Annotated in this window: 21 protein-coding genes; 8 read left to right on the top strand and 13 right to left on the bottom strand. The window is 70.6% G+C overall.

Annotation, left to right across the window (positions count from 1 at the left end):
* Nucleotides 1–27: 27 nt before the first annotated feature.
* The gene (locus STRVI_RS38925; protein WP_014061055.1) at nucleotides 28–2,415 is read right to left on the bottom strand and encodes an immune inhibitor A domain-containing protein; all 2,388 of its coding nucleotides are present in this window, start codon (nucleotides 2,413–2,415) and stop codon (nucleotides 28–30) included.
* Nucleotides 2,416–2,732: 317 nt separating this feature from the next.
* Between STRVI_RS38925 and STRVI_RS38930 the strand changes: the two genes are divergently transcribed.
* Nucleotides 2,733–3,014: a hypothetical protein gene (locus tag STRVI_RS38930; RefSeq protein WP_014061056.1), complete on the top strand. Its 282-nt coding sequence runs from the start codon at nucleotides 2,733–2,735 to the stop codon at nucleotides 3,012–3,014.
* On the opposite strand, the gene STRVI_RS38935 is transcribed toward STRVI_RS38930, so the two are convergent.
* The 3 genes from STRVI_RS38935 to STRVI_RS38945 form a co-directional block, all read right to left on the bottom strand.
* Nucleotides 3,000–3,506, bottom strand: coding sequence for an RDD family protein (locus tag STRVI_RS38935; protein WP_014061057.1), 507 nt, complete (start codon nucleotides 3,504–3,506; stop codon nucleotides 3,000–3,002). The genes STRVI_RS38930 and STRVI_RS38935 overlap by 15 nt on opposite strands.
* A gap of 138 nt (nucleotides 3,507–3,644) precedes the next feature.
* On the bottom strand, nucleotides 3,645–4,220 hold the full coding sequence (locus tag STRVI_RS38940; protein ID WP_014061058.1) for an RDD family protein: 576 nt from the start codon (nucleotides 4,218–4,220) through the stop codon (nucleotides 3,645–3,647).
* Between the two features lie 149 nt (nucleotides 4,221–4,369).
* Nucleotides 4,370–6,097: an RDD family protein gene (locus STRVI_RS38945; protein ID WP_014061059.1), complete on the bottom strand. Its 1,728-nt coding sequence runs from the start codon at nucleotides 6,095–6,097 to the stop codon at nucleotides 4,370–4,372.
* A 303-nt stretch (nucleotides 6,098–6,400) separates the two neighbouring features.
* Between STRVI_RS38945 and STRVI_RS38950 the strand changes: the two genes are divergently transcribed.
* The gene (locus tag STRVI_RS38950) at nucleotides 6,401–7,321 is read left to right on the top strand and encodes a helix-turn-helix transcriptional regulator (RefSeq protein WP_050993843.1); all 921 of its coding nucleotides are present in this window, start codon (nucleotides 6,401–6,403) and stop codon (nucleotides 7,319–7,321) included.
* 162 nt (nucleotides 7,322–7,483) lie between these two features.
* The gene (locus STRVI_RS38955) at nucleotides 7,484–8,533 is read left to right on the top strand and encodes an NAD(P)-dependent alcohol dehydrogenase (RefSeq protein ID WP_014061061.1); all 1,050 of its coding nucleotides are present in this window, start codon (nucleotides 7,484–7,486) and stop codon (nucleotides 8,531–8,533) included.
* A gap of 114 nt (nucleotides 8,534–8,647) precedes the next feature.
* On the opposite strand, the gene STRVI_RS38960 is transcribed toward STRVI_RS38955, so the two are convergent.
* The 3 genes from STRVI_RS38960 to hppD form a co-directional block, all read right to left on the bottom strand.
* Nucleotides 8,648–10,015, bottom strand: coding sequence for an FAD-binding oxidoreductase (locus tag STRVI_RS38960; protein WP_014061062.1), 1,368 nt, complete (start codon nucleotides 10,013–10,015; stop codon nucleotides 8,648–8,650).
* A gap of 73 nt (nucleotides 10,016–10,088) precedes the next feature.
* Complete coding sequence (locus STRVI_RS38965; protein ID WP_251982825.1) at nucleotides 10,089–11,084, bottom strand: phage baseplate protein; 996 nt, start codon at nucleotides 11,082–11,084, stop codon at nucleotides 10,089–10,091.
* Between the two features lie 208 nt (nucleotides 11,085–11,292).
* On the bottom strand, nucleotides 11,293–12,441 hold the full coding sequence (gene hppD / locus STRVI_RS38970; RefSeq protein ID WP_043237243.1) for a 4-hydroxyphenylpyruvate dioxygenase: 1,149 nt from the start codon (nucleotides 12,439–12,441) through the stop codon (nucleotides 11,293–11,295).
* A gap of 182 nt (nucleotides 12,442–12,623) precedes the next feature.
* Between hppD and STRVI_RS38975 the strand changes: the two genes are divergently transcribed.
* The 4 genes from STRVI_RS38975 to STRVI_RS38990 all read left to right on the top strand — a co-directional run bounded on the left by STRVI_RS38975 (nucleotide 12,624) and on the right by STRVI_RS38990 (nucleotide 15,418).
* The gene (locus STRVI_RS38975; protein ID WP_014061065.1) at nucleotides 12,624–13,091 is read left to right on the top strand and encodes an Lrp/AsnC family transcriptional regulator; all 468 of its coding nucleotides are present in this window, start codon (nucleotides 12,624–12,626) and stop codon (nucleotides 13,089–13,091) included.
* Between the two features lie 94 nt (nucleotides 13,092–13,185).
* Complete coding sequence (locus tag STRVI_RS38980; protein ID WP_043237246.1) at nucleotides 13,186–13,782, top strand: ArsR/SmtB family transcription factor; 597 nt, start codon at nucleotides 13,186–13,188, stop codon at nucleotides 13,780–13,782.
* A 21-nt stretch (nucleotides 13,783–13,803) separates the two neighbouring features.
* Nucleotides 13,804–14,028, top strand: a complete 225-nt coding sequence (locus STRVI_RS38985) for a hypothetical protein (RefSeq protein ID WP_014061067.1) — start codon at nucleotides 13,804–13,806, stop codon at nucleotides 14,026–14,028.
* Nucleotides 14,029–14,089: 61 nt separating this feature from the next.
* Complete coding sequence (locus STRVI_RS38990) at nucleotides 14,090–15,418, top strand: MFS transporter (RefSeq protein WP_043237248.1); 1,329 nt, start codon at nucleotides 14,090–14,092, stop codon at nucleotides 15,416–15,418.
* On the opposite strand, the gene STRVI_RS50280 is transcribed toward STRVI_RS38990, so the two are convergent.
* The 6 genes from STRVI_RS50280 to STRVI_RS39020 all read right to left on the bottom strand — a co-directional run bounded on the left by STRVI_RS50280 (nucleotide 15,357) and on the right by STRVI_RS39020 (nucleotide 21,580).
* On the bottom strand, nucleotides 15,357–16,142 hold the full coding sequence (locus tag STRVI_RS50280; RefSeq protein ID WP_014061069.1) for a S16 family serine protease: 786 nt from the start codon (nucleotides 16,140–16,142) through the stop codon (nucleotides 15,357–15,359). The two genes, STRVI_RS38990 and STRVI_RS50280, sit on opposite strands and share 62 nt — an antisense overlap.
* Before the next feature lie 319 nt (nucleotides 16,143–16,461).
* A complete protein-coding gene (locus STRVI_RS39000; RefSeq protein ID WP_014061070.1) occupies nucleotides 16,462–17,103 on the bottom strand; it encodes an IclR family transcriptional regulator in 642 nt (213 codons plus the stop codon).
* 431 nt (nucleotides 17,104–17,534) lie between these two features.
* Nucleotides 17,535–19,331, bottom strand: a complete 1,797-nt coding sequence (locus STRVI_RS39005) for a DEAD/DEAH box helicase (protein ID WP_014061071.1) — start codon at nucleotides 19,329–19,331, stop codon at nucleotides 17,535–17,537.
* A gap of 111 nt (nucleotides 19,332–19,442) precedes the next feature.
* Nucleotides 19,443–19,826: a type II toxin-antitoxin system death-on-curing family toxin gene (locus STRVI_RS39010; protein ID WP_014061072.1), complete on the bottom strand. Its 384-nt coding sequence runs from the start codon at nucleotides 19,824–19,826 to the stop codon at nucleotides 19,443–19,445.
* Nucleotides 19,827–20,024: a ribbon-helix-helix protein, CopG family gene (locus STRVI_RS39015; protein ID WP_014061073.1), complete on the bottom strand. Its 198-nt coding sequence runs from the start codon at nucleotides 20,022–20,024 to the stop codon at nucleotides 19,827–19,829.
* 41 nt (nucleotides 20,025–20,065) lie between these two features.
* The gene (locus STRVI_RS39020) at nucleotides 20,066–21,580 is read right to left on the bottom strand and encodes an MFS transporter (protein ID WP_014061074.1); all 1,515 of its coding nucleotides are present in this window, start codon (nucleotides 21,578–21,580) and stop codon (nucleotides 20,066–20,068) included.
* A 132-nt stretch (nucleotides 21,581–21,712) separates the two neighbouring features.
* Between STRVI_RS39020 and STRVI_RS39025 the strand changes: the two genes are divergently transcribed.
* Nucleotides 21,713–22,627: an IS982 family transposase gene (locus tag STRVI_RS39025; RefSeq protein WP_014056674.1), complete on the top strand. Its 915-nt coding sequence runs from the start codon at nucleotides 21,713–21,715 to the stop codon at nucleotides 22,625–22,627.
* Nucleotides 22,628–23,508 lie beyond the last annotated feature (881 nt).

Raw genomic sequence — 23,508 nt, forward strand, 5'->3', positions numbered from 1 at the left:
ACCTGCGAAAACGCAGACGGTGTGGATCTAGGAGGCGGACGGTCCGACCTGGACGGTCATCGTCGACCCGCCCGGGAGCTCCTTGAGGATCTTGACCCGGGTGTTGGTGTCAGCAATCTTCACACCGCCGGTCGGATTGCTCTTGTCCCAGTACATCCCCTTATGGTCGTCAAAGACCGGATTGCCCGGCTTCGGCTTGACCTTGGCGGCCTTACCGTCGTTGTGCAGCGTGAAGCCGTCCGACGGGAGCCGGCTGAAGGGCGAGTCGTACGTCTGGATCCGGTTGCGCATCAGCGTGCCGTCCGCCCACTTCTCGGGGGTGGCGTGCGCGTCGATCGGCAGGATCAGACCGCTGCCCGGGTGGACGCCGACGTTGTTGTCCGGCTGCGAGGTGTCCCACTGCCAGATCAGCAGGCCGTTCTGGTACGGGAAGTGCTCGACCCAGTCGGGCCGGGTGGAGGCCCAGCCGAAGTTGTACGGACCGGTCTTCAGGGTGGTGTCGTACGACACGTACTGGCGGTTCTCGGCGATGTAGTACTGCGGGTAGTCCTTGCTGAAGGACGCGCCGATACGCGAGAAGCCGTCTCCGGTCCAGCCGTTGTCATCGCCCTCGGCGCCGTCGCTGAAGACCGGGGCGCCGTCGGCGGTCAGGGTGATCGCGTCGGCCGCGAAGCCCTTCTGCGCCACGCCGCCGTCGGTCTGGTAGCGGAAGCGGAGCTCGATCTTCTTGCCCGCGTAGGCGTCCAGCGGGAAGGAGAGCTTCTTGTACGCCCCGGCGGTGCCGGTCAGCGCGGGCTTGTCACCGGCGTCGCGCGGGATGGCCTTGCCGTCCGCCGTACCGTCGATCGGCGTCCAGTTGGCGCCGCCGTCGGTGGAGACCTCGGTGTAGAGGTAGTCGAAGTTCTCCTCGATGTCCCACCAGCCCTGGAGGTCCAGGCCGGCCTTGGACTTCCCCGTGAGGTCCACGGACCGGGTGAGGGTGTTCTTCAGGTCGTCCCCCATCCCGCTCCACCACTGCTTGGCGCCCTCGGCGGGGGCGACCACCTCGGTGGTGACGGGCTTGGCGGGCAACTCGACGACCAGCGCCTGCTTGTTCTTGGTGTTGTACTCGGCGACCCCGAGCGTGTGGGTCGACTTCTTCCCGGCCTTGGCCTTGGCGTAGTCCAGCCACCCGAGCTGCAGCTTGTCCCAGGCGTTCATATCGCCGGGCAGATCGCCGATGGCGTCCTTACCGGTGCCGAGCCAGGATCCCGCGGACATCAGCGACCAGTAGGCGACGGACGACTCACCCTTACCGGTGGTGTCGTACTCGTCCGGCAGGCCCAGGTCATGGCCGTACTCATGGGCGAAGACGCCGAGGCCGCCGTTCTCCGGCTGCATCGTGTAGTCGCCGACCCAGATGCCGGTGTCGCCGATCTGGGTACCGCCCGACTTGTTCTCACCCGGGCCGGTGTTGCCCGCGTCGGTGCCGTACGCGTACCAGCGGTGCGCCCAGATGGCGTTCTCGCCCTCGGCCCCGCCGCCCGCGGACTCGTCCTCACCGGCGTGGACGATCTGGAAGTGGTCGATGTAGCCGTCGGGCTCGTTGAAGTTGCCGTCGGCGTCGTAGTCGTAGCGGTCCCACTGGTCGTACTCGGCCAGGTCCGCCTTGATCTGCGCGTCGGTGCGGCCGGCCGCCTTCTGGTCCTTGGCCCACTGGTTGACGCCGTCGCGGATCAGGTCCCAGGCGTTGGCGCAGTTGGTGTCGCCGCAGTAGTTGGAGCCGTACCGGGCCTCGTTCCAGTCGACCTTGACCCAGTCGGAGACCTCGCCGTCCACGGAGTAGCGGCCCGAGGACTGCTTCTCGTAGTACTTCTTCAGGGACTCCTTCTTCTTGTCCTTGGAGAAGTAGAGGTCCTGGAAGTGCTCGCGGTTGTAGTCCTTCTGCCAGGCCGTGCTGTTGTCGTTCGCGCGGTCCGGCTCGGCGATGGTGTTGTGCGCCGGGCCCGGCTCGCCGCCGTACTTCTTCACCGGCGGCTGGGGGCCGTCACCGTCCGGGTCGTACATGGTGGTGTCGTCCACCTTGTCGCCGAACTCGACCAGGATGGTGAAGATCTTGTCGGTCTTCTCCCGGGCCAGCTCGACGTACTTGCCCTTGCCGAGCTTCACCACCTTCGACGCCCCGCGCGTGGTCGCCTTGGTGTCGCCGGAGATGACCTGACGCAGCGCCTCCTGGCGCTGCGCTTCCTGCTGCTTGCTGTACGGGCCCTCGAGATCGTGCTGGACATCCGTCTTCGCGGGCGCCGGATCACGGCGCTCAACACGCGTAGACGGCGCGTCCGCCTGAGCCATGCCCGTCGAGAGTGCCGCCGCGCCGAGCGCGGCCACCACGGTGGCTATGGCGGCCGATCTGGCCGTTCTCCATTGGCTGTTCACTCGCTCAGTCCTCCCCTTTCACACCGGTGCCGGACATTTGACCGGAGTGGCAGGAGAAAAGACAGACCTTGACTTGGACTGATGGGACAAGTACGTTCTGCGATCCCGGCGTTCCGGTTAACGGACAGCAACGGGCGCGCCGTGCGCGCCGGTTGGAACAGCCGATGACTCCGTGCGCCCCCTGTGCAACGGCGCCGTGGGTGAGGTCACGCTTACTTCCGTTCCCCCTCGGGCATTCACCACCGTAGGGTCAAGCTGACGGTCACATCAGCCTGACCCATGCCCCCTGCATATCGCCCTTGAGGACGGATACCGCCATGCCGCGTCCGACTCCTGCACAGCTTGCCTACGGTTCGGCCACCGTCGTTCTTTCGACCTTCGCCATGCTGCTGCTGTCCCAGACCCGATCGGGACTCGGTATCGCGGTGGTCACCGTGGTCGGGCTCGCCTCCGGGCTCCTCGTCGCCGTCACGGTGCCGGTGGCCCGGGTGTCCCGCCCCAGTCGCACCGTCCGCACCAGCAGCCCCGCGGCGGGGTCCGGACCGGCCGACTCGGCGGGGGCGCGCAGCCGGGCGCACGCCGACTCAATGCGCGGCTGACACCACCACGGTCCGCGCGGCCTTGTCGTGCAGACAGCGCTGGAACGGCTTGTCCCACAGCAGTGAGGCCGAGTTGACCAGCCAGAAGACCGTGCCGACGAGCAGCGGGATCAGCATCCCGGGCAGTACGTAGACCGCCGCGCGCACCCAGCCCTGACCGGCCGGCACATCCCCGTCGGAGAGCATCGCCACCCGGATGCGCAGCGCCCTCTTGCCGAGCGTCTGTCCGCTGCGCGCCAGCATGACGCCCTCGTACCCGAAGTAGAGGGCCATCGTGATGATGAGCGCGAGGGTCACCTTGCCGATGTGCTGCTCGCCCGGGTGGTCCATCGTGTACTGGAGCGCGCCGGTCGCGATGAGCGCCACCGTCCAGATGACGCCGAGGACGACGATGTCGATGAGCCGGGCGGCGAAGCGCTGACCAGGGGTGGCCAGCGGGGGCATCCCGGCGGGGAACGCGTGCGGGGGCGAGGACAGCGGGTCGGGGGCCATGCCCCGATTACATCAGCGCTCCCGGTGGACCGGAAGCTCAGGGTGGCACCTCAGGGACTCGGGGACTCGGGGGCTCAGGGGCTCAGGGGCTCGGGGGCTCGGGGGCTCGGGGGCTCGGGGGCTCGGGGGCTCGGGGGCTCAGGGCACGGCCGAGACCACGAGGGTCTTGGCCGCCTTGTCGTGCAGGCACTGCCGGTAGGGCCGGTCCCAGGTGCACCACAGCACATTGATCAGCCAGAAGAGGAAGCCACAGCAGGGCACGATCTCGGGCAGGGTGTACACCCCGGCGCGCACCCAGCCCACCTGGCCGGCCGGCGGCTGGCCGTTCTCCAGCAGGGCGACCCGGATCTTCATCGCCTTCTTGCCGACGGTCTGGCCGTCCCGGGTCAGCATCAGCCCCTCGTAGACGAAGTAGACCAGGACGTAGATCAGCGTGACGATGGTCGAACGGGCGCTGCCGTCGACCGGGTCGTAGCCGCCGACGATCGCGCTCAGGACGAGCCCGACCGGGATGCCGACGAGCAGCGCGTCGATGATCCGGGCGATCAGACGGCGGCCGAGGTGCGCGAGCGGGGGCATCCCGGCGTACGGCTCGGTCCCGGCGGTGTGGTCCTCGTACGGGGAGCCGTTCGCCCGCGGATATTTGGCGGACGGATCGCTGCTGTCCCGGTCCCGGGGCTCATCGGGCCCGGGGGGCGGCTGGTCGGTGCTCATGGCCCGAGTCGACCCCGGAGCCGGGCCTGTCGCATCCGGCGCGCACCGTTCGGGCGATCGGGATCGTCCATCCGCCTCAGCGGGGGCGGGCAGGTGGAGGCTCAGGGGCCGGGAGGGGAGCGGCGGTGCTCACTCGGCCGCGGCCCTGCTCAGTCGGCCGCCGCGATGAAGGTGCGGGCCGCCTTGTCGTGCCAGCACTGCCGCCACGGGCGGTCGAACAGGCACCACAGCACGTTCAGCACACCGATGACGAGCACCCCCAGCACCGAGTAGACCAGCCAGCGGCGCAGCGCGGCGCCGAAGGACGGGGTGTCGTGCCCCTCGATGTCCAGCACTCGCACCCCGCTCAGCTTCTTGCCCAGCGTGCGGCCCCACTTGGCGGTCGGCAGCGTCTCCAGGACGATGCCGAGGACGAGCAGCAGACCGAGGACGATGCCGAGATAGCCGCCGGTGGCGCCGTCCAGGAAGTAGACCGTGACGGTCTCACCGCTCTGCTTGGCCGTCTCGACCTTCTCGTCGATGTGGTCGCTCGCCTTGCCCCACAGCGGGAACGCGACGGCGCCGACGACGCCGAGCAGCACGACCGTGTCGATCAGCCGGGCGGCGAGGCGGCGGCCGAGCGGGGCGGGCCGTCCCTGGGCCTGGGCGGCCAGCAGGAAGGGGTTGTCGACGGGCGGCTTCCAGGGGATGACGCCCTCGGGCGCGCCCGGCGGGGCGCCATGCGGTGCGGCCTGCGGCGGGCCCTGCGCCGGGCCGGGCTGCTGGGCGAACTGGTGCCCCTGCTGCTGCCAGGCCGGGCCGCCGCCCTGGGCGGGGATACCGCCGAAGGGCTGCTGGGGCTGCTGGGGCTGGTACGGCTGCGGGGGCTGCTGAGGCTGGTGTGTCTGCGGAGGTTGCTGGGGCTGGTGCGGGGGCTGGGCCGGGGGTGCCGCTTCGGCGCCCTTGCGCGAGCCGCCGCGGCCGATCGCCCGGATCGCCATCGTCCCGTCGTCGCGGCCGGACGCCGGATTCCGGCCCTGGCCCTGACCCTGCCCCTGACCCTGGCCTGTCGTGGGCGCCGCTCCGTCGCCGCGCCCCACCGCGCGGATCGTCATCGTCCCGTCGCTCACCGGAGCGGGTGTCTCCCCGTCGTCCGCCGAGGGCAGCTCCGGGGCCCGGCGCACGGGTGGCAGGGCCTGCGTCGAGCGGTCCACCGTCCCGCCGCTCCCGCCCGCGCGCATGGTCAACGTGCCCTCATCGCGTCCGGCGCCCTCGCCCGGGCCCGCGCTGCGCGGGTCGGGCACCCCGGGCCACTGCCCGCCACCGGCCTGTCCGCCACCGGGCAGTCCGCCACCGGCCTGGGCGTCGCCGGGGGCGTCCGTCTCCGAGCCCCAGGAGACCCGGTGGTCCTGCTCACCGCCGAATCCGCCCTGCCGGGACGCGTCCGCCTGCCAGACCGACCCGGCATCGGGACGGGTGCCGTACAGCCGCTGGGGGTCGTTCCAGTCGACGGACGCCGGGACGCCGCCGGGCGGCACCGGCTGGGCCCCCATGCCACCGGCCGCCGCCTCGGGCGGCCCGCCCGCGCCCCGGATGTCCATCTCGGCGCTCCGGCGCAGCTCGGGCAGTGCGCTGCCGGTCTCCTCCGCGGGCCGCGGCGCCGGCTCCTCGTCCAGGAACATCGGGCCCGTCTCGTCCGGCGCCGGGCTGATCACCTGGGTATGGGTGATGCCGGGCGGCGGCGCGGGCATGGCCTCGCCCACGGCCGGGGCGGGACGGCTGGTGCCGGGCACCCAGGCGGCACCGTTCCAGTAACGGATGTAGCCGGGGATGGACGGATCAGGATAAAAGCCAGGAATGGAGCTGCCGTCCGCGGATCCTGAGGTAGGGGCGCTCATGATCTCCGATGTCCCATATCTGCTCGGCCGTGCTGTACTGCGCTGCGCCTTTACGGTGCCTCGCGGTGAGGGGGGCGTAAGCAGTTTGCCGTACAGGAGCCGCTGTGCAACCCGGAACGCGCGCTGTCATGGTCTATCAGACCGGCCCGCCGACGGCGCCCACAGCTCCTCGCCACCACTCTCCCGTGCGAGCGCCACGAAGCCTTCCGAGCGGCGACGGCCCGCCTGGCACCGCCCGGCCTAGGTTCAACAGACCTACTCTGACACGCTCGGATGGCCTTTCCGTTGCCAATACTGGAACCCATGGACCGCAATACCGAGCTCAGTGAGTTCCTGCGGAGCCGCAGGGCTCGTCTGAGCCCTGGGGACGCGGGCGTGAGCGTGACCAACGACAGCCCCCGTCGAGTGCCGGGGCTGCGCCGCGAGGAGCTGGCGCAGCTCGCCGGGGTGAGCACGGACTACTACACGCGTCTGGAACAGGGCCGTCACCTCAATGTGTCGGAGACGGTGCTGGACGCCGTGGCCCGTGCGCTGCAGCTCGACGACACCGAGCGCGCGTACCTCTTCGAGCTGACCCGGCCGCGCCCCCGGCGCACGGTGCGCCGCCGGCCGCCCCGCCCCCAGCGGGTGCGGCCCGGGGTGCATGCGCTGCTGCGGACGCTGGACGGGATCTCACCGGCCTTCGTCCTCGGCCGGAGGGGCGATGTCCTGGCCTCCAACGAGCTGGCCCGGGCGCTGATCATCGACTTCGAGGCGCTCCCGTACCACGAGCGCAACATGGCCCGTTTCATGTTCCTCGACGAGGCGGCCCGTTCGCTGTGGACGGACTGGGAGACCGTCGCGGCGGAGATGGTGGCCTCACTCCGGCTGGAGGCCGGGCGCCATCCCGAGGATCCCCGGCTGACCGAGCTGGTGGGTGAGCTCACCATCAAGAGCGCGGACTTCCGCAAGTGGTGGGCGGACCACAACGTGCGGGAGAAGACCCATGGCGTCAAGCGCTACCACCACCCGGTGGTCGGGGACATGACGCTCTCCTACGAGAACGTGACCGTTCCCGGCGATCCCGACCAGGCGCTGTGCATGTACACGGTCGAGCCCGGCTCTCCCTCCGAGGCGGCCCTGCGGCTGCTGGCGAGCTGGACCGCGCCTCCTTCCGCCCGTTCCTCCGCGCCCTCTTCCGATGCGCGTCCTTCGGGGGGACCGTCCTCCGACGTTTCCCCCTGATCTCACCGACCCCCCATTTCGCACTGATCCCCCTTCGCGCCAATCTCCCTTTCACGCAATTCACGCAATTCACGCCATCCGCACTATCCGCCTGACCACCCCCATGCCTGCCACCCCCCACATTCATCGCATTCCGCTCAATTCCTCCAGGGAGACAGCTCTATGACCACCAGCGTCACCGCCTACGCAGCCCCCGCTCCGAAGGCCCCGCTGGAAAAGACCACCGTCGAGCGCCGCGCACTGCGCGAGCACGACATCCTCATCGAGATCGCCTACGCCGGTATCTGCCACTCCGACATCCACCAGGCCCGCGAGGAATGGGGCTCCGCCCAGTTCCCGATGGTGCCCGGCCATGAGATCGCCGGTGTGGTCGCCGAGGTCGGCCCCGGTGTGACCAAGTACGCCGTGGGCGACCGGGTCGGCGTGGGCTGCTTCGTCGACTCCTGCCGCGAGTGCGCGAACTGCCTCGCGGGCGAGGAGCAGTTCTGCCTCAAGGGCGAGGTGCAGACGTACAACGGCACGGAGTACGACGGCGCCCCCACCTACGGCGGCTACAGCACCCACATCGTGGTGGACGAGAACTACGCCCTACGCATCCCCGAGGGGATCTCGCTGGACATCGCCGCCCCGCTGCTGTGCGCCGGGATCACCCTCTACTCCCCGCTCGCCCACTGGAACGCCGGTCCCGGTAAGAAGGTCGCCATCGTCGGCCTGGGCGGCCTCGGCCACATGGGCGTGAAGATCGCCCATGCAATGGGCGCCGAGGTGACCGTGCTGAGCCAGACGCTCCGTAAGAAGGACGACGGGCTGCGGCTGGGCGCCGACCACTTCTACGCCACCGGCGACGACTCCACCTTCACCGAGCTGGCCGGCACCTTCGACCTGATCGTCAACACGACCTCGGCGAACCTGCCGCTGGACGGCTACCTGTCGCTGCTGAAGGTCGACGGCACGCTGGTGCACGTGGGTGCGCCGGAGAACCCCAGCGCCTTCAGCCAGTTCTCGCTGATCATGGGCCGCAGGTCGATGGCCGGGTCGAAGATCGGCAGCATCCGGGAGACGCAGGAGATGCTGGACTTCTGCGCCGAGCACGGGCTCGGCGCGGAGATCGAGGTGATCAACGGCGACCAGATCAACGAGGCCTACGACCGCGTCGTGAGCAGCGATGTGCGGTACCGCTTCGTGATCGACATCGCCTCCCTGAATGCCTGAGCGACATCGCCTCGCTGCAAGCGGGCGCCCCGCTCACAGCGGTGTCGCCTCGCTGACGGCGTGATCAGGTTCTGAAGCCGAGGCCGTCCGGACCACCCCCGGGTCCGGGCGGCCTCAGAACAGTTTGCCGGGGTTGAGCAGGCCCAGCGGATCGAAGACCTGCTTGATCCCTTGCTGCAACTCCACCCCCACCGGGCCCAGTTCACGCGCCAGCCACTCCCGCTTGAGGACGCCGACGCCGTGCTCACCGGTGATGGTGCCGCCGAGTTCCAGGCCCAGCGCCATGATCTCGTCGAACGACTCCCGGGCCCGCCGCGACTCGTCGGGGTCGGCCGGGTCGAAGCACACCGTCGGATGGGTGTTGCCGTCCCCGGCGTGGGCCACGACGCCGATCGTGAGGGCGTGCTTCTCGGCGATGGCGGCCGTGCCGTCGATCATCTCGGCGAGCCGGGAGCGGGGCACACAGACGTCGTCGATCATGGTGACGCCCTTGACCGCCTCCAGCGCCGGAAGCGTCATCCGGCGGGCCTGGAGCAGCATGTCGGACTCGGCGGCGTCCTCGGCCGGGACCACCTCCGTCGCACCGGCCGCCGTGCACAGCTCGGCGACGGCGGCGAGGTCGGGGGCCGGGTCCGGGGTGTCGAACGCCGCCATCAGCAGGGCCTCGGTGGACTCCGGGAGGCCCATGTTCCCCATCGCGTTGACGGCGCGGACGCTCGTCCGGTCCATCAGCTCCAGCAGCGAGGGGGCGTGGCCGCGCTCCATGATCCGGCAGATGGCGTCGCAGGCGGACGCGGTGGAGGGGAACTCGGCGGCCAGGACGAGCTGTTCCAGCGGGGCGGGCTTGAGGGCGAGGACCGCGCCGACGACGATGCCGAGGCTGCCCTCGGAGCCGACGAACAGCCGGGTCAGGTCATAGCCCGCGACGCCCTTGGCGGTACGGCGGCCGGTCCTCAGCAGCCGCCCGTCGGCCAGGACGACATCGAGCCCGAGGACGTACTCGGCGGTGACGCCGTACTTCACACAGCACAGCCCGCCGGACGCGGTGCCGATGTTGCCGCCGATCGTGCACTGCTCCCAGCTCGAGGGGTCCGGCGGATAGTAGAGGCCCTTCTCCATGACCGCGCGGGACAGGGTCGCGTTGATCACGCCCGGTTCGACGACCGCGATCCGGTCGACCGGGTTGATCTCCAGGATCCGGTCCATCTTGACCAGGGACAGCACGATGCAGCCCTCGGACGCGTTGGCCGCGCCCGACAGGCCGGTGCGCGCGCCCTGGGGCACGACCGGGACGCGCAGCGCGGTGGCGGTGCGGCAGACGTGCTGCACCTGCTCGACCGTGCGCGGGAGGACGACGACGGCGGGCGCGCCCGCCTCGCAGAAGCTCGCCATGTCGTATGCGTAGGCCCCGGTCACATCCGGGTCGGTCAGCACGGCCTCCTCGGGGAGGCCCTCCCGCAGCAGCTCGATGAGGTCCGTCATGTGTCCAGCCTCGCACCCGGGAAGCGCGCGGGGAAGATCGCGGCAGCGGACGGGTTACCGCGAAATCGCCGGTCTACTGCGCCTTGTAGTAGACGCTGACCTTACGGTCTCCGGCGGCGCCCGAGGCGAAGCCCATGCACAGCCGGCGGGGGCTGGAAAGCTGGACGGCCAGGCCCTCGGGCTCGCGGTAGCTCAGCGAGTAGGCGGCCTCGGTACGGGCGCGCTGGACGAGTTCGCCGGTGCGCAGATCGATGCAGGAGACGTAGGTGTTGCCGTGGCCGGAGGGCGGGTTGGCGCCGCCCTCGTCGGTGTAGGCGGTACCGGTGAGCTGGTACGCGTAGTCGCCGAGGACCGTGAAGCCCTGGAAGACCTCGCCGTCCTCGACGCCGGTCTGGGGTATGTCGTCGTACACGGCGGTGTAGTCGCCCGCGCTGACCCCGGAGAGGCTCATCAGCCGGTAGCGGGCCTCGCCGCCGAGGCGGTAGCGCAGCAGCAGCCGGCGGTTGAGCATGTCGACGGCGGGCTGGTTGCTGGTGGAGCCCGCCACCGGGCGGTGCTCGACCAGCGAGGACGAACCGGACGACAGCACGGTGCCATCGGCGAACTTGAAGCGGCTGATGGCGCGGCCGTAGCCGGAGTCGGGATTGGCGTCCGACTCGGTCCACAGATAGGCGGTGGCGCCGACCGGCTCGCAGCCCATCGCGACGCCGTGCCCGAATCCCTTGAGGTACATGGAGCCCAGCTCCGCTCCGGCCAGGGACAGCTTGGTGAGGCACAGATCGCCGTGGGCGGCGCGGTCGGCACCGGAGACGGGGGCGGATTCCCCGCTGAGCTGGATACCGCCCTGCATCTGCTGGACGGTGTAGAGGTGGCCGCCCACGTCATCGAACGCGAAGGACTGCAGCACGGTGGCGTTGTGCGGGGTCTTCTCGCGGATCAGCGGGGTGGAGGGCACCGACAGATCGAACCGGCCTCCCGCCACGGTGGCGGCCCCCGCGCGGGCGGCGAAGGCACCGAGCGCGCCGGCCGCGGCCACGCCCCCGCCGAGGGTGAACCTACGCCTGGTCAAACGACCCGCAGTGTACTTTTCCGTGTGCATTGATACTCGACAACTCCCATGCGATCACGCCGTGTTGGAGTGAACAGATCGCCGAGAGTGTAGACGCTGAGAAAGCGCTCCCATTCATGTGTTCGGGTTTTCTGGCATGAGCGGCGCATGTGCACACGGGTGAGGGGAACGCGGGGGGCGGGCCGCGGCCCGCCCCCCGCGTGACGGTTCAGAGGTTGCCGCGCTTCTCCTGCTCGCGCTCGATCGCCTCGAAGAGCGCCTTGAAGTTGCCCTTGCCGAAGCCCATCGAGCCATGCCGCTCGATCAGCTCGAAGAAGACCGTCGGCCGGTCCTGGACCGGCTTGGTGAAGATCTGCAGCAGATAGCCGTCCTCGTCGCGGTCGGCGAGGATCTTCAGCTCGTGGAGGGTCTCCACCGGGACGCGGGTGTCGCCGACCCACTCCCCCAGGGTTTCGTAGTACGAGTCCGGGGTGTCCAGGAACCGCACCCCGGCCGCGCGCATCGCCCGCACCGTGGCGACGATGTCGTTGGTGGCGAGCGCGATGTGCTGGACGCCGGGGCCGCCGTAGAACTCCAGATACTCGTCGATCTGCGACTTCTTCTTGCCGGCCGCGGGCTCGTTGAGCGGGAACTTCACCTTGCGGGTGCCGTCCGCCACGACCTTCGACATCAGCGCGGAGTACTCGGTGGCGATGTCGTCGCCCACGAACTCCTTCATGTTGGTGAAGCCCATGACGTGGTTGTAGAAGCCGACCCACTCGTCCATCCGGCCGAGCTCCACATTGCCGACGCAGTGGTCGATGGCCTGGAAGTTCCGCCGCGCCGGCGGGTCGACGATCGGCTCGGCCTCCGCGAAGCCGGGCAGGTACGGGCCGTCGTAGCCGGTGCGCTCGATGAGGGTGTGGCGGGTGTCGCCGTAGGTGCGGATCGAGGCCACCACCACCGTGCCGTGCTCGTCCTTGAGCTCATGCGGCTCCTCGATCCCGGCGGCGCCGTGCTCGACGGCGTACGCGTACGCGGCGCGCGCATCCGGCACCTCCACCGCGAGGTCGATCACACCGTCGCCGTGCTCGGCGACATGCTCGGCCAGGAAGCGGCCCCAGGCGCTCACCGGTTTGATGACGGAGGTGAACACGAAGCGGGCGCTGCCCGAGACGAGGACGTAACTGGCCGTCTCCCGGCTGCCGTTCTCCGGACCGGAGTAGGCGACAAGCTTCATCCCGAAGGCGGTGGCGTAGTAGTGCGCGGCCTGCTTCGCGTTGCCGACCGCGAAGACGACCGCGTCCATCCCCTTCACGGGGAACGGGTCGGCGTGCCGTGCGTCCCCCTGCTGCAGCATCTCTGTCGTCTCAGTCATACTTCGCAGCGTCCCCCCATGGCTCAAGGTGCGCAACACTTCGCGAAAACGCTGGTCAGTGTGTATAGCCAGGGCGGTCTGCCATAGAGCATCCTGCACAGGGTGACCACCGTCACAGAGAACGTCGCAGAGAACGTCGCAGAGATCGCCACAGGGACCACGGAGACCTCAAGGGGGACCGCATGGGAATCGACGGGCTCGACGCCCGCCTGATCGAGCTGCTCGCCGAGGAACCGCGGATAGGCGTGCTGGAGGCGTCGCGCCGCCTCGGTGTCGCCCGCGGCACGGCGCAGGCGCGGCTGGACCGGCTGCGGGCGCAGGGGGTGATCCGGGGCTTCGGCCCCGACGTGGACCCGGCGGCGCTCGGCTATCCGGTCACCGCGTTCGCGACGCTGGAGATCAAGCAGGGGCAGGGGCAGGATGTACGGGCCCATCTGGCGACCGTTCCGGAGGTGCTGGAGCTGCACACCACCACGGGCCACGGGGACATGCTCTGCCGGTTGGTGGCCCGCTCCAACGCCGATCTTCAGCGGGTGATCGACCTGGTGGTGGGGTTCGAGGGGATCGTCCGGGCCTCGACGGCGATCGTGATGGAGAACGCGGTTCCGCTGCGGATCATCCCGCTGGTGCGGCAGGCGGCGCTGGACTGATGGCTGGGGCCCGGGGAGCCCCTGAAGCGGATCCAAAGACTCCGTTGCAAAGAAAGTGTTGCAACTGAGTCTTTGCATGCTTACGCTGCCGCGCATGGCAGAGAACGAAGAGCCTGCGCCCGACGGCGTCCGCGTGCTCGACCCCCGCTCCCTGCGCGGGCTCGCGCATCCGCTGCGGATACGTCTGCTCGGGGCGCTGCGCGAGTACGGACCGGCCACCGCGTCCCAACTGGCCGACCGATTGGGCGAGTCCAGCGGTGCCACGAGCTACCATCTGCGACAGCTCGCGGCCCATGGCTTCGTCAAGGACGACCCGGAGCGGGGCAAGGGGCGGGAGCGGTGGTGGAAGGCGGCGCAGCGGGGCGTGCGGGTGGGTACCGACAGGTTCCTGACCAGCCCCGACCCGGCCGTGCGCGGAGCGATAAACACCCTGCTCCACGAGTGGGCCACCATCCACGGCCAGGACCTGTCCACTTGGTTCAGCACCATGCACGACTGGCCCTCAGCATGGCGCAGCGCTTCGGACATGAGCGACTTCGCTATGCGTCTCACGCCCGAACTCGCCAGCGAAATGCGCGACAAGGTGCACGAAGTGATCGAGAGCTACCGCGAGAAGGAGGTGGACCGGGACACCGAGGGCTCCGCCCCGTACCGCGTCCATCTGCATGCCTTCCCGCGCGAAGAGGACTGACCGATCCCTGGGGGGAACGATATGTACGGCGACGAGATCCATCTGTGGCTCCACCGAATACGCGCCGAGCGTCTCCAGCACGAGGCCCACGAGACCTACGAGGCGCCCCGGCCCCACCGCCGCACCCGCCCCGCCCGCGCCCGGGCGCTGCGCGCCCGGCTCGGCTGGACGCTGGTGGAGGTCGGGCTGCGGCTGGCCACCCCGCGGCTGCCGCAATCCGGTCTGACCGCGCGGTTCGACCACTGACATGGCCGACGACACAGGAGACAGAGAGCGCCGGGGAAGCAGCGGTGACCGAAGACCGCTCATGCTCGTCCTCGCCGCCAACACGGTTTCCATCGCGGGCAATTCGCTCACGCTGATCGCCGTCCCGTGGTTCGTCCTGGAGACCACGGGCAGTGCGGCCAAGGCCGGGTTCGTGTCCTTCTGCGCGACCCTGCCGGTGGTGGTCTCCGCCGTCATCGGCGGGCCGGTGATCGACCGGGTCGGCCGCAGGCGGGTCTCCATCGCCTCCGACGCACTGTGCGGGGTGGCCGTCGCCACGATTCCGGTGCTGCACTTCACCGGGCTGCTGCGGTTCTGGCAGTTGTGCGCGCTGATGGCGTTCTGCGGACTGCTCCACGCACCGGGCGAGACCGCCCGCCAGGTGCTCGTCCCCGCGCTGGCCGAACGGGCGGGCACCACCCTCAGCCGCGCCGCCAGCTTCTACGACGGGGCCTCGCGCGGGGCCCGGATGCTGGGCGCGGCGGTCGGGGGGCTGCTGATCGCGCTGCTCGGCCCGCCCTCCGTACTGCTGCTGGACGCGGCGACGTTCGCGGCGTCCGCGCTGCTGATCATGGCGGGGCTGCGCGGGCTGCCCGCCGCCGCGCCGCGCAAGCCCGTCGTGCCGGTGTCCGCCCGCGCCTACCGCGCGGAGCTTCGCGAGGGGTACCGCTTTCTGCTGCACCATCGGCTGCTGCTGGCCATCGTGCTGATGGTCATGGTTACCAACGGCCTCGACCAGGGGCTGTCCTCCGTACTGCTGCCCGTCCACGCCGAGCGGCACCTGGGCGGATCGGTGCAACTGGGTCTGCTCACCGCGCTGTTCGGCGGCGGTGCGCTGGTGGGGGCGCTGCTCTACGGGGCGGTGGGCGACCGCTTTTCGCGCCGGACCGTCTTCGCGGTGAGCTTCCTGGTGTGCGGACTGCCGCGCTTCCTGATCGCCGCGTTCGTCCCCGGCGTATCCCCGCTCGCCGTGACGATGGCGGCCAGCGGGGTCGCGGCGGGGATGCTCAACCCGATCCTGACCACGGTGACCTATGAGGCCGTCCCCGATGAGCTCCGCAGCCGGGTCTCGGGCGCGCTCACCGCGGGGGTGTGGGTGGTGATGCCGCTCGGCGGGCTCGCGGCCGGGTGTCTGGTGGAGGGGGTGGGGCTGACCGCCGCCTTCCTGGTGACGGGTGGTGTCTACTTCCTGGCCACGCTCAGCCCGCTGGTCTTCCCGGCCTGGCGCGGGATGGACGAGCGGACGGCGGTGGAGGAGCGGACGGCGGTGGACGAGCGGACGGCGGTGGAGGAGCGGACGGCGGCACCGCTCAGCAGTGCGGGACCGCGCCGCCCGACCGCAGCGCCCGCAGAGCCGTCACGGCACCCTTGAGCGTGGTGACGGGGATCAGCCGCAGCCCCTTGGGCAGTTCGGCGGTGGCGTCGGCGCATTCGGCCTTCGGCACCAGGAAGACCGTGGCGCCGTCCCGCTTGGCGGCCTGCGTCTTGAGCGGGACCCCGCCCACGGCACCGACCCTGCCCTTGGCGTCGATGGTGCCGGTGCCCGCGATCGTCCGGCCGCCGGTGAGATCGCCGCCGCGGCCGTCCCCGTCCAGCTTGTCGATCACACCGAGGGAGAAGAGCAGCCCGGCGCTCGGCCCGCCGACGTCGGCCAGGCGCAGGGTGACCTTGACGTCGCGCGGGGAGCGGTGGAGATAGCCGAGCGCGGCGCTGGTGGCCGAGGACTGTGACTGCTGCATCTCCTCGGCGTTGTGCCGCTCGATCTGCTTGGTGGTGCCGCCGACGTAGACCGAGTCATGCGGCATGACGGCGCGATCAGTGGCGAACCAGCCGCTGACCACGTCCTTCAGCCGCACGGTGGCGTCCGGGCCGGTGGCCAGGATCGTCGTCATCCGCAGTTGCCCGGTGGTCTTGCGGGTGCCGCTCCCCGAGACGCTGATCACCTGCTTACCGCGGTCGGCGCCGAGGACGTTCACGGTCGAACCGGGCTGGGCCACGGTGAACGGCAGCGGGGCGAACGCGGCCACCGCGAGCAGGGCGAGCACGGGCGCGGAGCAGAGCGCGAGGACGCGGGCGCGGGGCGAGACGGCAGGCATGGTGCGAATCTAGTTGACCGCCGGGACGCACGAGGCGCCACCCCGACCCCCGAAGCCCTGGCGGGCGGCGGATGCGAGCCCTGGCGGGCGGCGGGCGCGGACCGGCAGGCTCAGCTCGTGACGCCCGGCCGACGGGGGCAGGCACGCGGCGCCCGGCCAACGGCGCCGGGCTCACGGCTCCCAGCCGCATGGCCACACGGCCGCCCGCGCGCGGTGACCGTGCCGACCCGCGCGGCGGGGCGGCCCAGGGGGGGCGGTCACAGTCAGGCCCACGCGGGCCCAGCCCCGCCGCCACGGCGTGCTGTTCCGCGCCGGGCGCTCAGCTCAGGGCGTCCGAGACCTCTCGGGCCGCGTCGACGACCCTCGGGCCGACCCGGTCCGGTACCGAGTCGCAGAGCATGACGACCCCGACGCTGCCCTCTATCCCGGTCACCCCGACGAGCGGGGCGGCCGCGCCGCTCGCGCCCGCCTCCAGTTCGCCGTGGGTGAGGGCGTACCCGGGGTCGTCGGGGCGGCCGGCACGGGCGGCGAGAATCGCGCGGCCGGCGGCGCCCCGGTCGAGCGGATGCCGGAATCCGGCCCGGTAGGCCACGTGGTAGTCGGTCCAGGTCGGCTCGACGACCGCGACGGCGAGGGCCTCGGTGCCGTCGACCAGGGTGAGGTGGGCGGTCGCGCCGACGTCCTCGGCGAGGGAGCGCAGCGCGGGCAGCGCCGCCTCCCGTACGAGCGGATGCACCTGACGGCCAAGCTGCAGCACCCCTAGCCCGACGCGCGCCCGCCCGCCGATGTCCCGGCGGACGAGGGAGTGCTGTTCAAGGGTGGCCAGCAGCCGGTAGACCACGGTGCGATTGACGCCGAGCTTGTTGGACAGCTCGGTCACGGTCAGCCCGTGGTCGGTGTCGGCGAGCAGTTTGAGGACGCGCAGTCCCCGATCGAGCGTCTGAGAGGTCTCCGCGGTCACGACGCCCCCTCCTCGGTGATGAGTGGCGGCGCTTCGCGCGGTGTCCCGCCGGTCCCGACGACGGCGCGCGAAGAGGCCGCCGGTCGCGGTGGTCACGCACCGGCTGCGCTCCGCGGCGGCGCTGCCACGGGGCGTGTGCGTGCCCGAACGCTAGCGAGCCGGTCCGCTTTGCGGAAGGCTTTGTCCAGAATCCGAGCGGAGCTGCCAAAGAGAACGACATGGGAGCATCCCGAATCGACCCGGTTCGTCCGGATAAATAAGGGGGGCGTGCGACCGGTTCATGAAACTTTTCGAAAAGGGGTTGCGCGGGGCGGACCCCCCGCGCAACGCACGTCACCGCCGCGCAATGCGTATGCGTATGCGGATACGTATGCGCATACGCGTCACCGCGCCCGCCTCACCGCGCCCGCGCCCAGGTCACCGCGCCCGCGTCACCGCATCCGCGTCGCCCACTCCTGCACCTTCTTGATCCGCTCGCGGAGCTGCCCCGCCGTCGCCTCCGCGCTCGGCGGGCCGCCGCAGACCCGGCGCAGCTCGGTGTGGATCACGCCATGCGGCTTGCCGCTCTGGTGGACATACGCCCCGACCAGCGTGTTGAGCTGCTTGCGCAGTTCCAGCAGCTCCTTGTGGGTGACCACCGGCCGTCGCTCCGCCGGGAGCTCCAGCAGATCCGCCTCCTCGTCCGGCTTCTTGCGGCTGTGCGCGATCTGCTTGGCCTGCCGCTTCTGGAGCAGCATCTGCACCTGGTCGGGTTCGAGAAGCCCGGGGATGCCGAGGTAGTCCTGCTCCTCGTCGCTGCCCGGATGCGCCTGCATGCCGAACTCGGCGCCGTCGTACAGCACCCGGTCGAAGACCGCGTCCGACTCCAGCGCCTCGAAGGGGAGTTGGTCCTGTTCGCCGGTGTCCTCGTCCTGCTGCTTCTCGGCCTCCTCGAGGAGCTTCTCCTCCTCCGCGTACGGGTTCTCCTCCTCGCCGTCCTTCTTCGGCTTGTCCAGGACGTGGTCGCGCTCGACCTCCATCTCGCCCGCGAAGCCGAGCAGCATCGGGATGGTGGGGAGGAAGACGGACGCGGTCTCGCCGCGCCGCCGCGACCGTACGAAACGGCCGACGGCCTGGGCGAAGAAGAGCGGTGTGGAGATGGTGGTCGCGTAGACCCCGACCGCCAGCCGGGGCACGTCCACGCCCTCCGACACCATGCGGACCGCGACCATCCAGCGGTCGTCGGAGTGGGTGAAGTCCTCGATCCGCTGGGACGACGACGCCTCGTCGGAGAGCACGAGCGTCGCCTTGTTGCCGGTGATCTCGCGGATCAGCTTGGCGTACGCACGGGCCGAGTCCTGGTCGGCGGCGATGACGAGCGCCCCCGCGTCCGGGATGCCCTTACGGACCTCGGACAGCCGCTGGTCGGCGGCGCGCAGCACATTCGGCATCCAGTCGCCGCGCGGATCGAGCGCGGTGCGCCACGCCTGGGAGACGGCGTCCTTGGTCATCGGCTCGCCGAGCCGCGCCTCGATCTCGTCGCCCGCCTTGGTGCGCCAGCGCATGTTGCCGCTGTAGGAGAGGAAGATGACGGGGCGCACCACCCCGTCGGAGAGCGCGTTGCCGTAGCCGTAGGTGTAGTCGGCTGACGAGCGCCGGATCCCGTCGTTGCCCTCCTCGTAGACGACAAAGGGGATGGGGTTGGTGTCGGACCGGAACGGGGTGCCGGTGAGCGCCAGCCGCCGGGTCGCCGGCTCGAACGCCTCCAGGCACGCCTCGCCCCAGGAGCGGGAGTCGCCGGCGTGGTGGATCTCGTCGAGGATGACGAGCGTCTTGCGCTGCTCGATCCGGTTGCGGTGCAGCATGGGCCGGACGCCGACGCCCGCGTAGGTGACGGCGATCCCGTGGTACTCCCGGCTCAGCGGACCCGCGCTGTACTCCGGGTCCAGCCTGATGCCGATCCGCGCGGCGGCCTCCGCCCACTGCTTCTTCAGATGCTCGGTCGGCGCGACGACCGTCACCTGCTGGACGACGTGGTGGTGCAGCAGCCAGGAGGCGAGGGTCAGCGCGAAGGTGGTCTTACCGGCGCCGGGGGTCGCGACCGCGAGGAAGTCCCGCGGCTGCTCCTGGATGTACTTGTCCAATGCGCCCTGCTGCCAGGCGCGCAGCTTGCTCGCGGTACCCCAAGGAGCCCGGCCGGGGAAGGCGGGCGAGAGGTGATGGCTGGTGGAGGCGGCAGTAGTACTCACGGTCTCCGTCGGGCTGGCTCGGCGAGGTCGTTCGGGAACCGCGTCAGCCTACCGGTGCCATCGTTCACGCTCCGGGGTACGGGGTGATCCCACCCGAGGGTGGGATCAGACTCACATCGCCTCGTGCAGCCTCCGCAATCCGGACGCGACGTCCGCCACATCCTCGAGCGCGCCCGAGGCCACGCCGACCACCAGCTTGTACGCCTCGTCCTGGTCGACGTCGAGCATTTCGATGCCGTTGAGGTCAAGGAAGACCACCGCGCACATCCACGCCATCCGCTTGTTGCCGTCCACCAGCGGGTGGTTGACGGCGAGCGACTGGAGCAGCGCGGCGGCCTTCTCGAAGTGGTCGGTGTACGCCTCTATGCCGAACATCTGCGACTGCGGACGATGCACAGCCGAGCTCAGCAACCCCAGATCGCGCACCGCGATCCGCTGCCCCCCACAGGCGATTTCCGCCAGGTCCAGCACTTCCTGGACCGTCAGGTACTTCACTTACTCCCCCAGCCTCCGTAGAAGGTCCGCGTGGCGTGCCGCGTACTTCGCCCCCAGGCGCTGGACCGACTCCCGGTCCGCCTCCTGCTCGAGATACCGATCGATCGCCTGAAGCACTATGGCGTGCATACTGCGGCCCTCCTCCTCGGCCCGCTGCTTGAGCGCCTCTTGCTGGTCGTCGCGCAGTCGGAGATTCATAGCCATACCAAAACGGTACCATCAATGGGGCCAAAGTGGTACTACCCGGTGACGGGTCGCAATCGCGTCGTCACCCACGCCCCCACCAGCGCCACCGCCGCCATCGCCACGTAGACCGCGCCGAAGGCGGCCGGCTGGTGGGAGGCCGTCGAACCGGTGGCGGCGATATCGCCGCCGCCGAAGGAGACGAAGAGGACACCGCTGAGGCCGACCAGCGTGATGTTGCCGAGCGCGTCGGAGACCTGGAGGGAGGCGGAATTGCTGCCCGCGTCCTCCGGGCGGGAGAGCTTCAGCAGCAGCACACTCCCGCTGGAGATGGCCAGCCCCATCCCATAGCCGCCGATCACCCAGGCCACGGCCACGATCCAGGCCGGGACGGAGTCGATGAGGGCCAGGAGCACCGCGGCGATGGACACGGCGATCAGGAGCATGCCGAGACCCATCAGCCGTTCGCGGTGCGGCTCCAGGCGGGGGCGGCTCTGGGTGTACGAGCCCAGGGCCCAGGTGAGTCCGCCGCCGGTGAGGGAGAGCCCGGCGGCGGTCGCGGACAGGTCGCGCTGGGTCACCAGCATCAGCGGAACGAAGCTCTCCGCGCCCAGGAAGGATCCCGCCGCCACCCCGCGCAGCAGGATCACCGACGGCAGTCCGCGGGCGGCGCGGAAGGTGCCCTCGGGGAGCAGCCGCAGTACACAGGGGACGAGCAGCCCGAGACCGGCGGCGGCCGGGACGAGCGAGAGCCAGTTCAGGTCCTGGCCCGCGTACTGCAGCAGCCCGGCGCCGGCCGCGACGGCGAGCGCGAGGAGGATGCGGCGGCGGTTCATGCCCGCGGACCGCTCGCTCGGCGGCAGGGCGCGCAGCGCGGGGAGCATCACCACGAGCGGCGGCAGCACCAGCACCGGGATGGCCAGGAACACCCAGCGCCAGCCGACCTGTTCGGTGACGGTCCCGGCGGCGAGCGGGCCGACGATGACCGGCAGCACCCAGGCGGCGGAGAAGGACGCCAGCACGGCGGGCTGCAGCCGCTGCGGATAGGCGCGGCCGACCACCACATACAGCGCGACGATCACCAGCCCGCCGCCTATGCCCTGCACCGCGCGCCCGCCCACGAACATCCACATCTGCTGCGCCGAACCGGCCACCAGCAGCCCGGCGGCGAACGCCGCGATCCCGGTGAACAGCGGCGCCAGCGGCCCCTTGCGGTCGCACCACTCCCCCGACAGCGCCATCGCGAACAGGCTCGCGGTGAAGTAGCCGGAGAAGGCGTACGCGTAGAGCTCGACCCCGTCCAGCGCACGGGCCGCGACCGGCATCGCGGTATTGACCGCGCTCGCCTCGAAGGCGATGAGGGAGACGACGGTGACAATGCCGAGGGTGAGGGCGCGGTAGCGCCTCCCCAGCACGGTGTCGCCGGTGCCGCCGCCCTCCAAGCCCGGGTCCAGGCCCAGGTCGAGGTCTCCGTCTTGCGGCTCGAGTGGGACGGGGGACGCCTGAGGCGGCAGGGGGGCGGCGCTGTCCGTGACGGCGGCGTCGGCGTCATGCGGGTCGCGAGGGGTCATGGCGTCAGGGTAAGTGGCGTACCGGGACGTCACACCTGTCGCGGGACGGAGCCACGCTCAGCCGTTAGCCCTAGATGAATGAGTCCAAGGGATGGCCTGCGGACATGAGGCGAGGGCGTCCAATGTCGATGTGTGACGAACGACCTGAACACCCTCGCAACGGCACTGTACGCCCGGATCGACGATGAGTTGAAGGCTTCGCCGTGGCTGGCCCCGGCGCGGCCCGCGGTGGGGATCGCTCCCCGGCTCAGTGACGCGGAGCTGCTCACGCTCGCTGTGATGTCGGCGGTGCTCGGCTACACCTCCGAGCGGCGCTGGCTGCGCCGTGTCGACCAGGACTTCCGCCATCTCTTTCCCCGTGTGCCCCAGCAGTCTGGCTACAACAAGCGCCTGCGTGCCGCGTCGTCCCTGCTCATCAGCATGATCCGGATTCTGGCCCGGGACACCTCGCTGTGGAGCGACGACGTGTGGCTGGTCGACTCCACCCCGGTCGGCTGCGGATGTTCCCGGGAAACAGCCAAACGCTCGGACCTGGCCGGATGGGCCCAGTACGGCTACTGCGCATCCCACTCCCGGTACTTCTGGGGGCTGCGGCTGCACCTGGTGTGCACGCTCGGCGGCCTGCCGGTCCTGTTCGCGCTGACCGGCGCCAAGGCCGATGAACGCGAAACGCTGAGGGACATGCTCGACACCGCGCCGGACGTGACCGCCTCCCACCCCGGACAGACGATCATCGCCGACAAGAACTACTACGGCTACGAGTTCGAGCACGACCTCGCGGAGCGTCACCTCGTCCTGCTGCGGCCAGCCCGCAAGGGCGAGCCCGAGCGGGCCGGAGCGCACCTGTTCAAGCCCCTTCGCCAGGTCATCGAGTCGATCAACCAGACTCTCAAAGGCCAGCTCGATCTGGAACGGCATGGCGGCAAGAGCCCACGTGGCGTGGTCGCACGCGTTCTGTGCCGGATCCTCGCGCTGACCGCGGCCGTCTGGCACAACGACCTCACCAGACAGCCGGTCAAGCGATCACTGATCGCCTATGACCACTGACCGTGACAACACCCCTTGGACTCATTCATCTAGGGCGCAATGTCCGCGACGCGGACCCTGGGCCCTGGCCGAGCCCCCCAACCCTGGCTGCGCTCCCGGCGCCCCTGGCCGCAGCCCAGGCCCTGGCCGCATCCCGGTACCCTGGCTGCGCCCCCGCAACCCTTGCTGCGCCCCCGGCACCCGTAGCAGTACCGTTCCTGTGGACTGAGCAGGAGTGAGCCTGTCCAGCCGCACGCCCCGAACGGTCTTGGGCGCACTGGTCCCCGGCGTACTCGACCCCGGGGCAGCGACACGGATCCTGTCCGTGGTCCGATCCCGGGAGGCCGGTTCCCTCACGACCTGGCCATGTGGATACGGCCAGAGGCGACGGGGAGGCCCCGAACCATCACTCCGGTGGAGCAGGGGCCCCGCACGCTGGCGCCGCACCCGGCGTCCCAGATCGCACGATCACCGTAGCCCGAACGGCCCAGGCCAGCGCAAGCCCGGAAGTAGACCATCACACGATCGAGTTAAACCACCCTCATGCACGCTCCCCGGCGAGCAGTCGCCAACCCCCGCTCGGGGGCCGCGTGCCCGCCCCGCCGGCGGCGCCCGGCACTCCGGCCCTCGCCGCGCCCCCGGAACCCACGGCTGCACGCCGGACCCCGGGCCTGCGGGCGCTCGCCACGCTCCCCTAGCCGCACCCCCCGGCCCTTGGCCGCGCTCGGCACCCAAAGCTTCGCCGCGCCCCCTGGCCGCGCCCCCCTGGCCGTACCCCGGATCCCGGCCGTGCACCGGACCCTGGCCACGCCCCGGGGCCGAGCACTCCGGCCCCCGCCACGCCCCCGGCACCCACGGCTGCACCCCGGCCCCCGGGCCTGCGGGCGCTCGCCACGCTCCCC

The organism is Streptomyces violaceusniger Tu 4113 (assembly GCF_000147815.2).
Lineage (GTDB): Bacteria > Actinomycetota > Actinomycetes > Streptomycetales > Streptomycetaceae > Streptomyces > Streptomyces violaceusniger_A.

Bases quoted from the DNA above. Each gene is read 5' to 3' on its own strand.
- STRVI_RS38930 (WP_014061056.1), top strand. From the start codon at position 2,733: ATGCCGCGTCCGACTCCTGCACAGCTTGCCTACGGTTCGGCCACCGTC.
- STRVI_RS38935 (WP_014061057.1), bottom strand. From the start codon at position 3,506: ATGGCCCCCGACCCGCTGTCCTCGCCCCCGCACGCGTTCCCCGCCGGG.
- STRVI_RS38940 (WP_014061058.1), bottom strand. From the start codon at position 4,220: ATGAGCACCGACCAGCCGCCCCCCGGGCCCGATGAGCCCCGGGACCGG.
- STRVI_RS38945 (WP_014061059.1), bottom strand. From the start codon at position 6,097: ATGAGCGCCCCTACCTCAGGATCCGCGGACGGCAGCTCCATTCCTGGC.
- STRVI_RS38950 (WP_050993843.1), top strand. From the start codon at position 6,401: ATGGACCGCAATACCGAGCTCAGTGAGTTCCTGCGGAGCCGCAGGGCT.
- STRVI_RS38955 (WP_014061061.1), top strand. From the start codon at position 7,484: ATGACCACCAGCGTCACCGCCTACGCAGCCCCCGCTCCGAAGGCCCCG.
- STRVI_RS38960 (WP_014061062.1), bottom strand. From the start codon at position 10,015: ATGACGGACCTCATCGAGCTGCTGCGGGAGGGCCTCCCCGAGGAGGCC.
- hppD (WP_043237243.1), bottom strand. From the start codon at position 12,441: ATGACTGAGACGACAGAGATGCTGCAGCAGGGGGACGCACGGCACGCC.
- STRVI_RS38975 (WP_014061065.1), top strand. From the start codon at position 12,624: ATGGGAATCGACGGGCTCGACGCCCGCCTGATCGAGCTGCTCGCCGAG.
- STRVI_RS38980 (WP_043237246.1), top strand. From the start codon at position 13,186: ATGGCAGAGAACGAAGAGCCTGCGCCCGACGGCGTCCGCGTGCTCGAC.
- STRVI_RS38985 (WP_014061067.1), top strand. From the start codon at position 13,804: ATGTACGGCGACGAGATCCATCTGTGGCTCCACCGAATACGCGCCGAG.
- STRVI_RS38990 (WP_043237248.1), top strand. From the start codon at position 14,090: ATGCTCGTCCTCGCCGCCAACACGGTTTCCATCGCGGGCAATTCGCTC.
- STRVI_RS50280 (WP_014061069.1), bottom strand. From the start codon at position 16,142: ATGCCTGCCGTCTCGCCCCGCGCCCGCGTCCTCGCGCTCTGCTCCGCG.
- STRVI_RS39015 (WP_014061073.1), bottom strand. From the start codon at position 20,024: ATGAATCTCCGACTGCGCGACGACCAGCAAGAGGCGCTCAAGCAGCGG.
- STRVI_RS39020 (WP_014061074.1), bottom strand. From the start codon at position 21,580: ATGACCCCTCGCGACCCGCATGACGCCGACGCCGCCGTCACGGACAGC.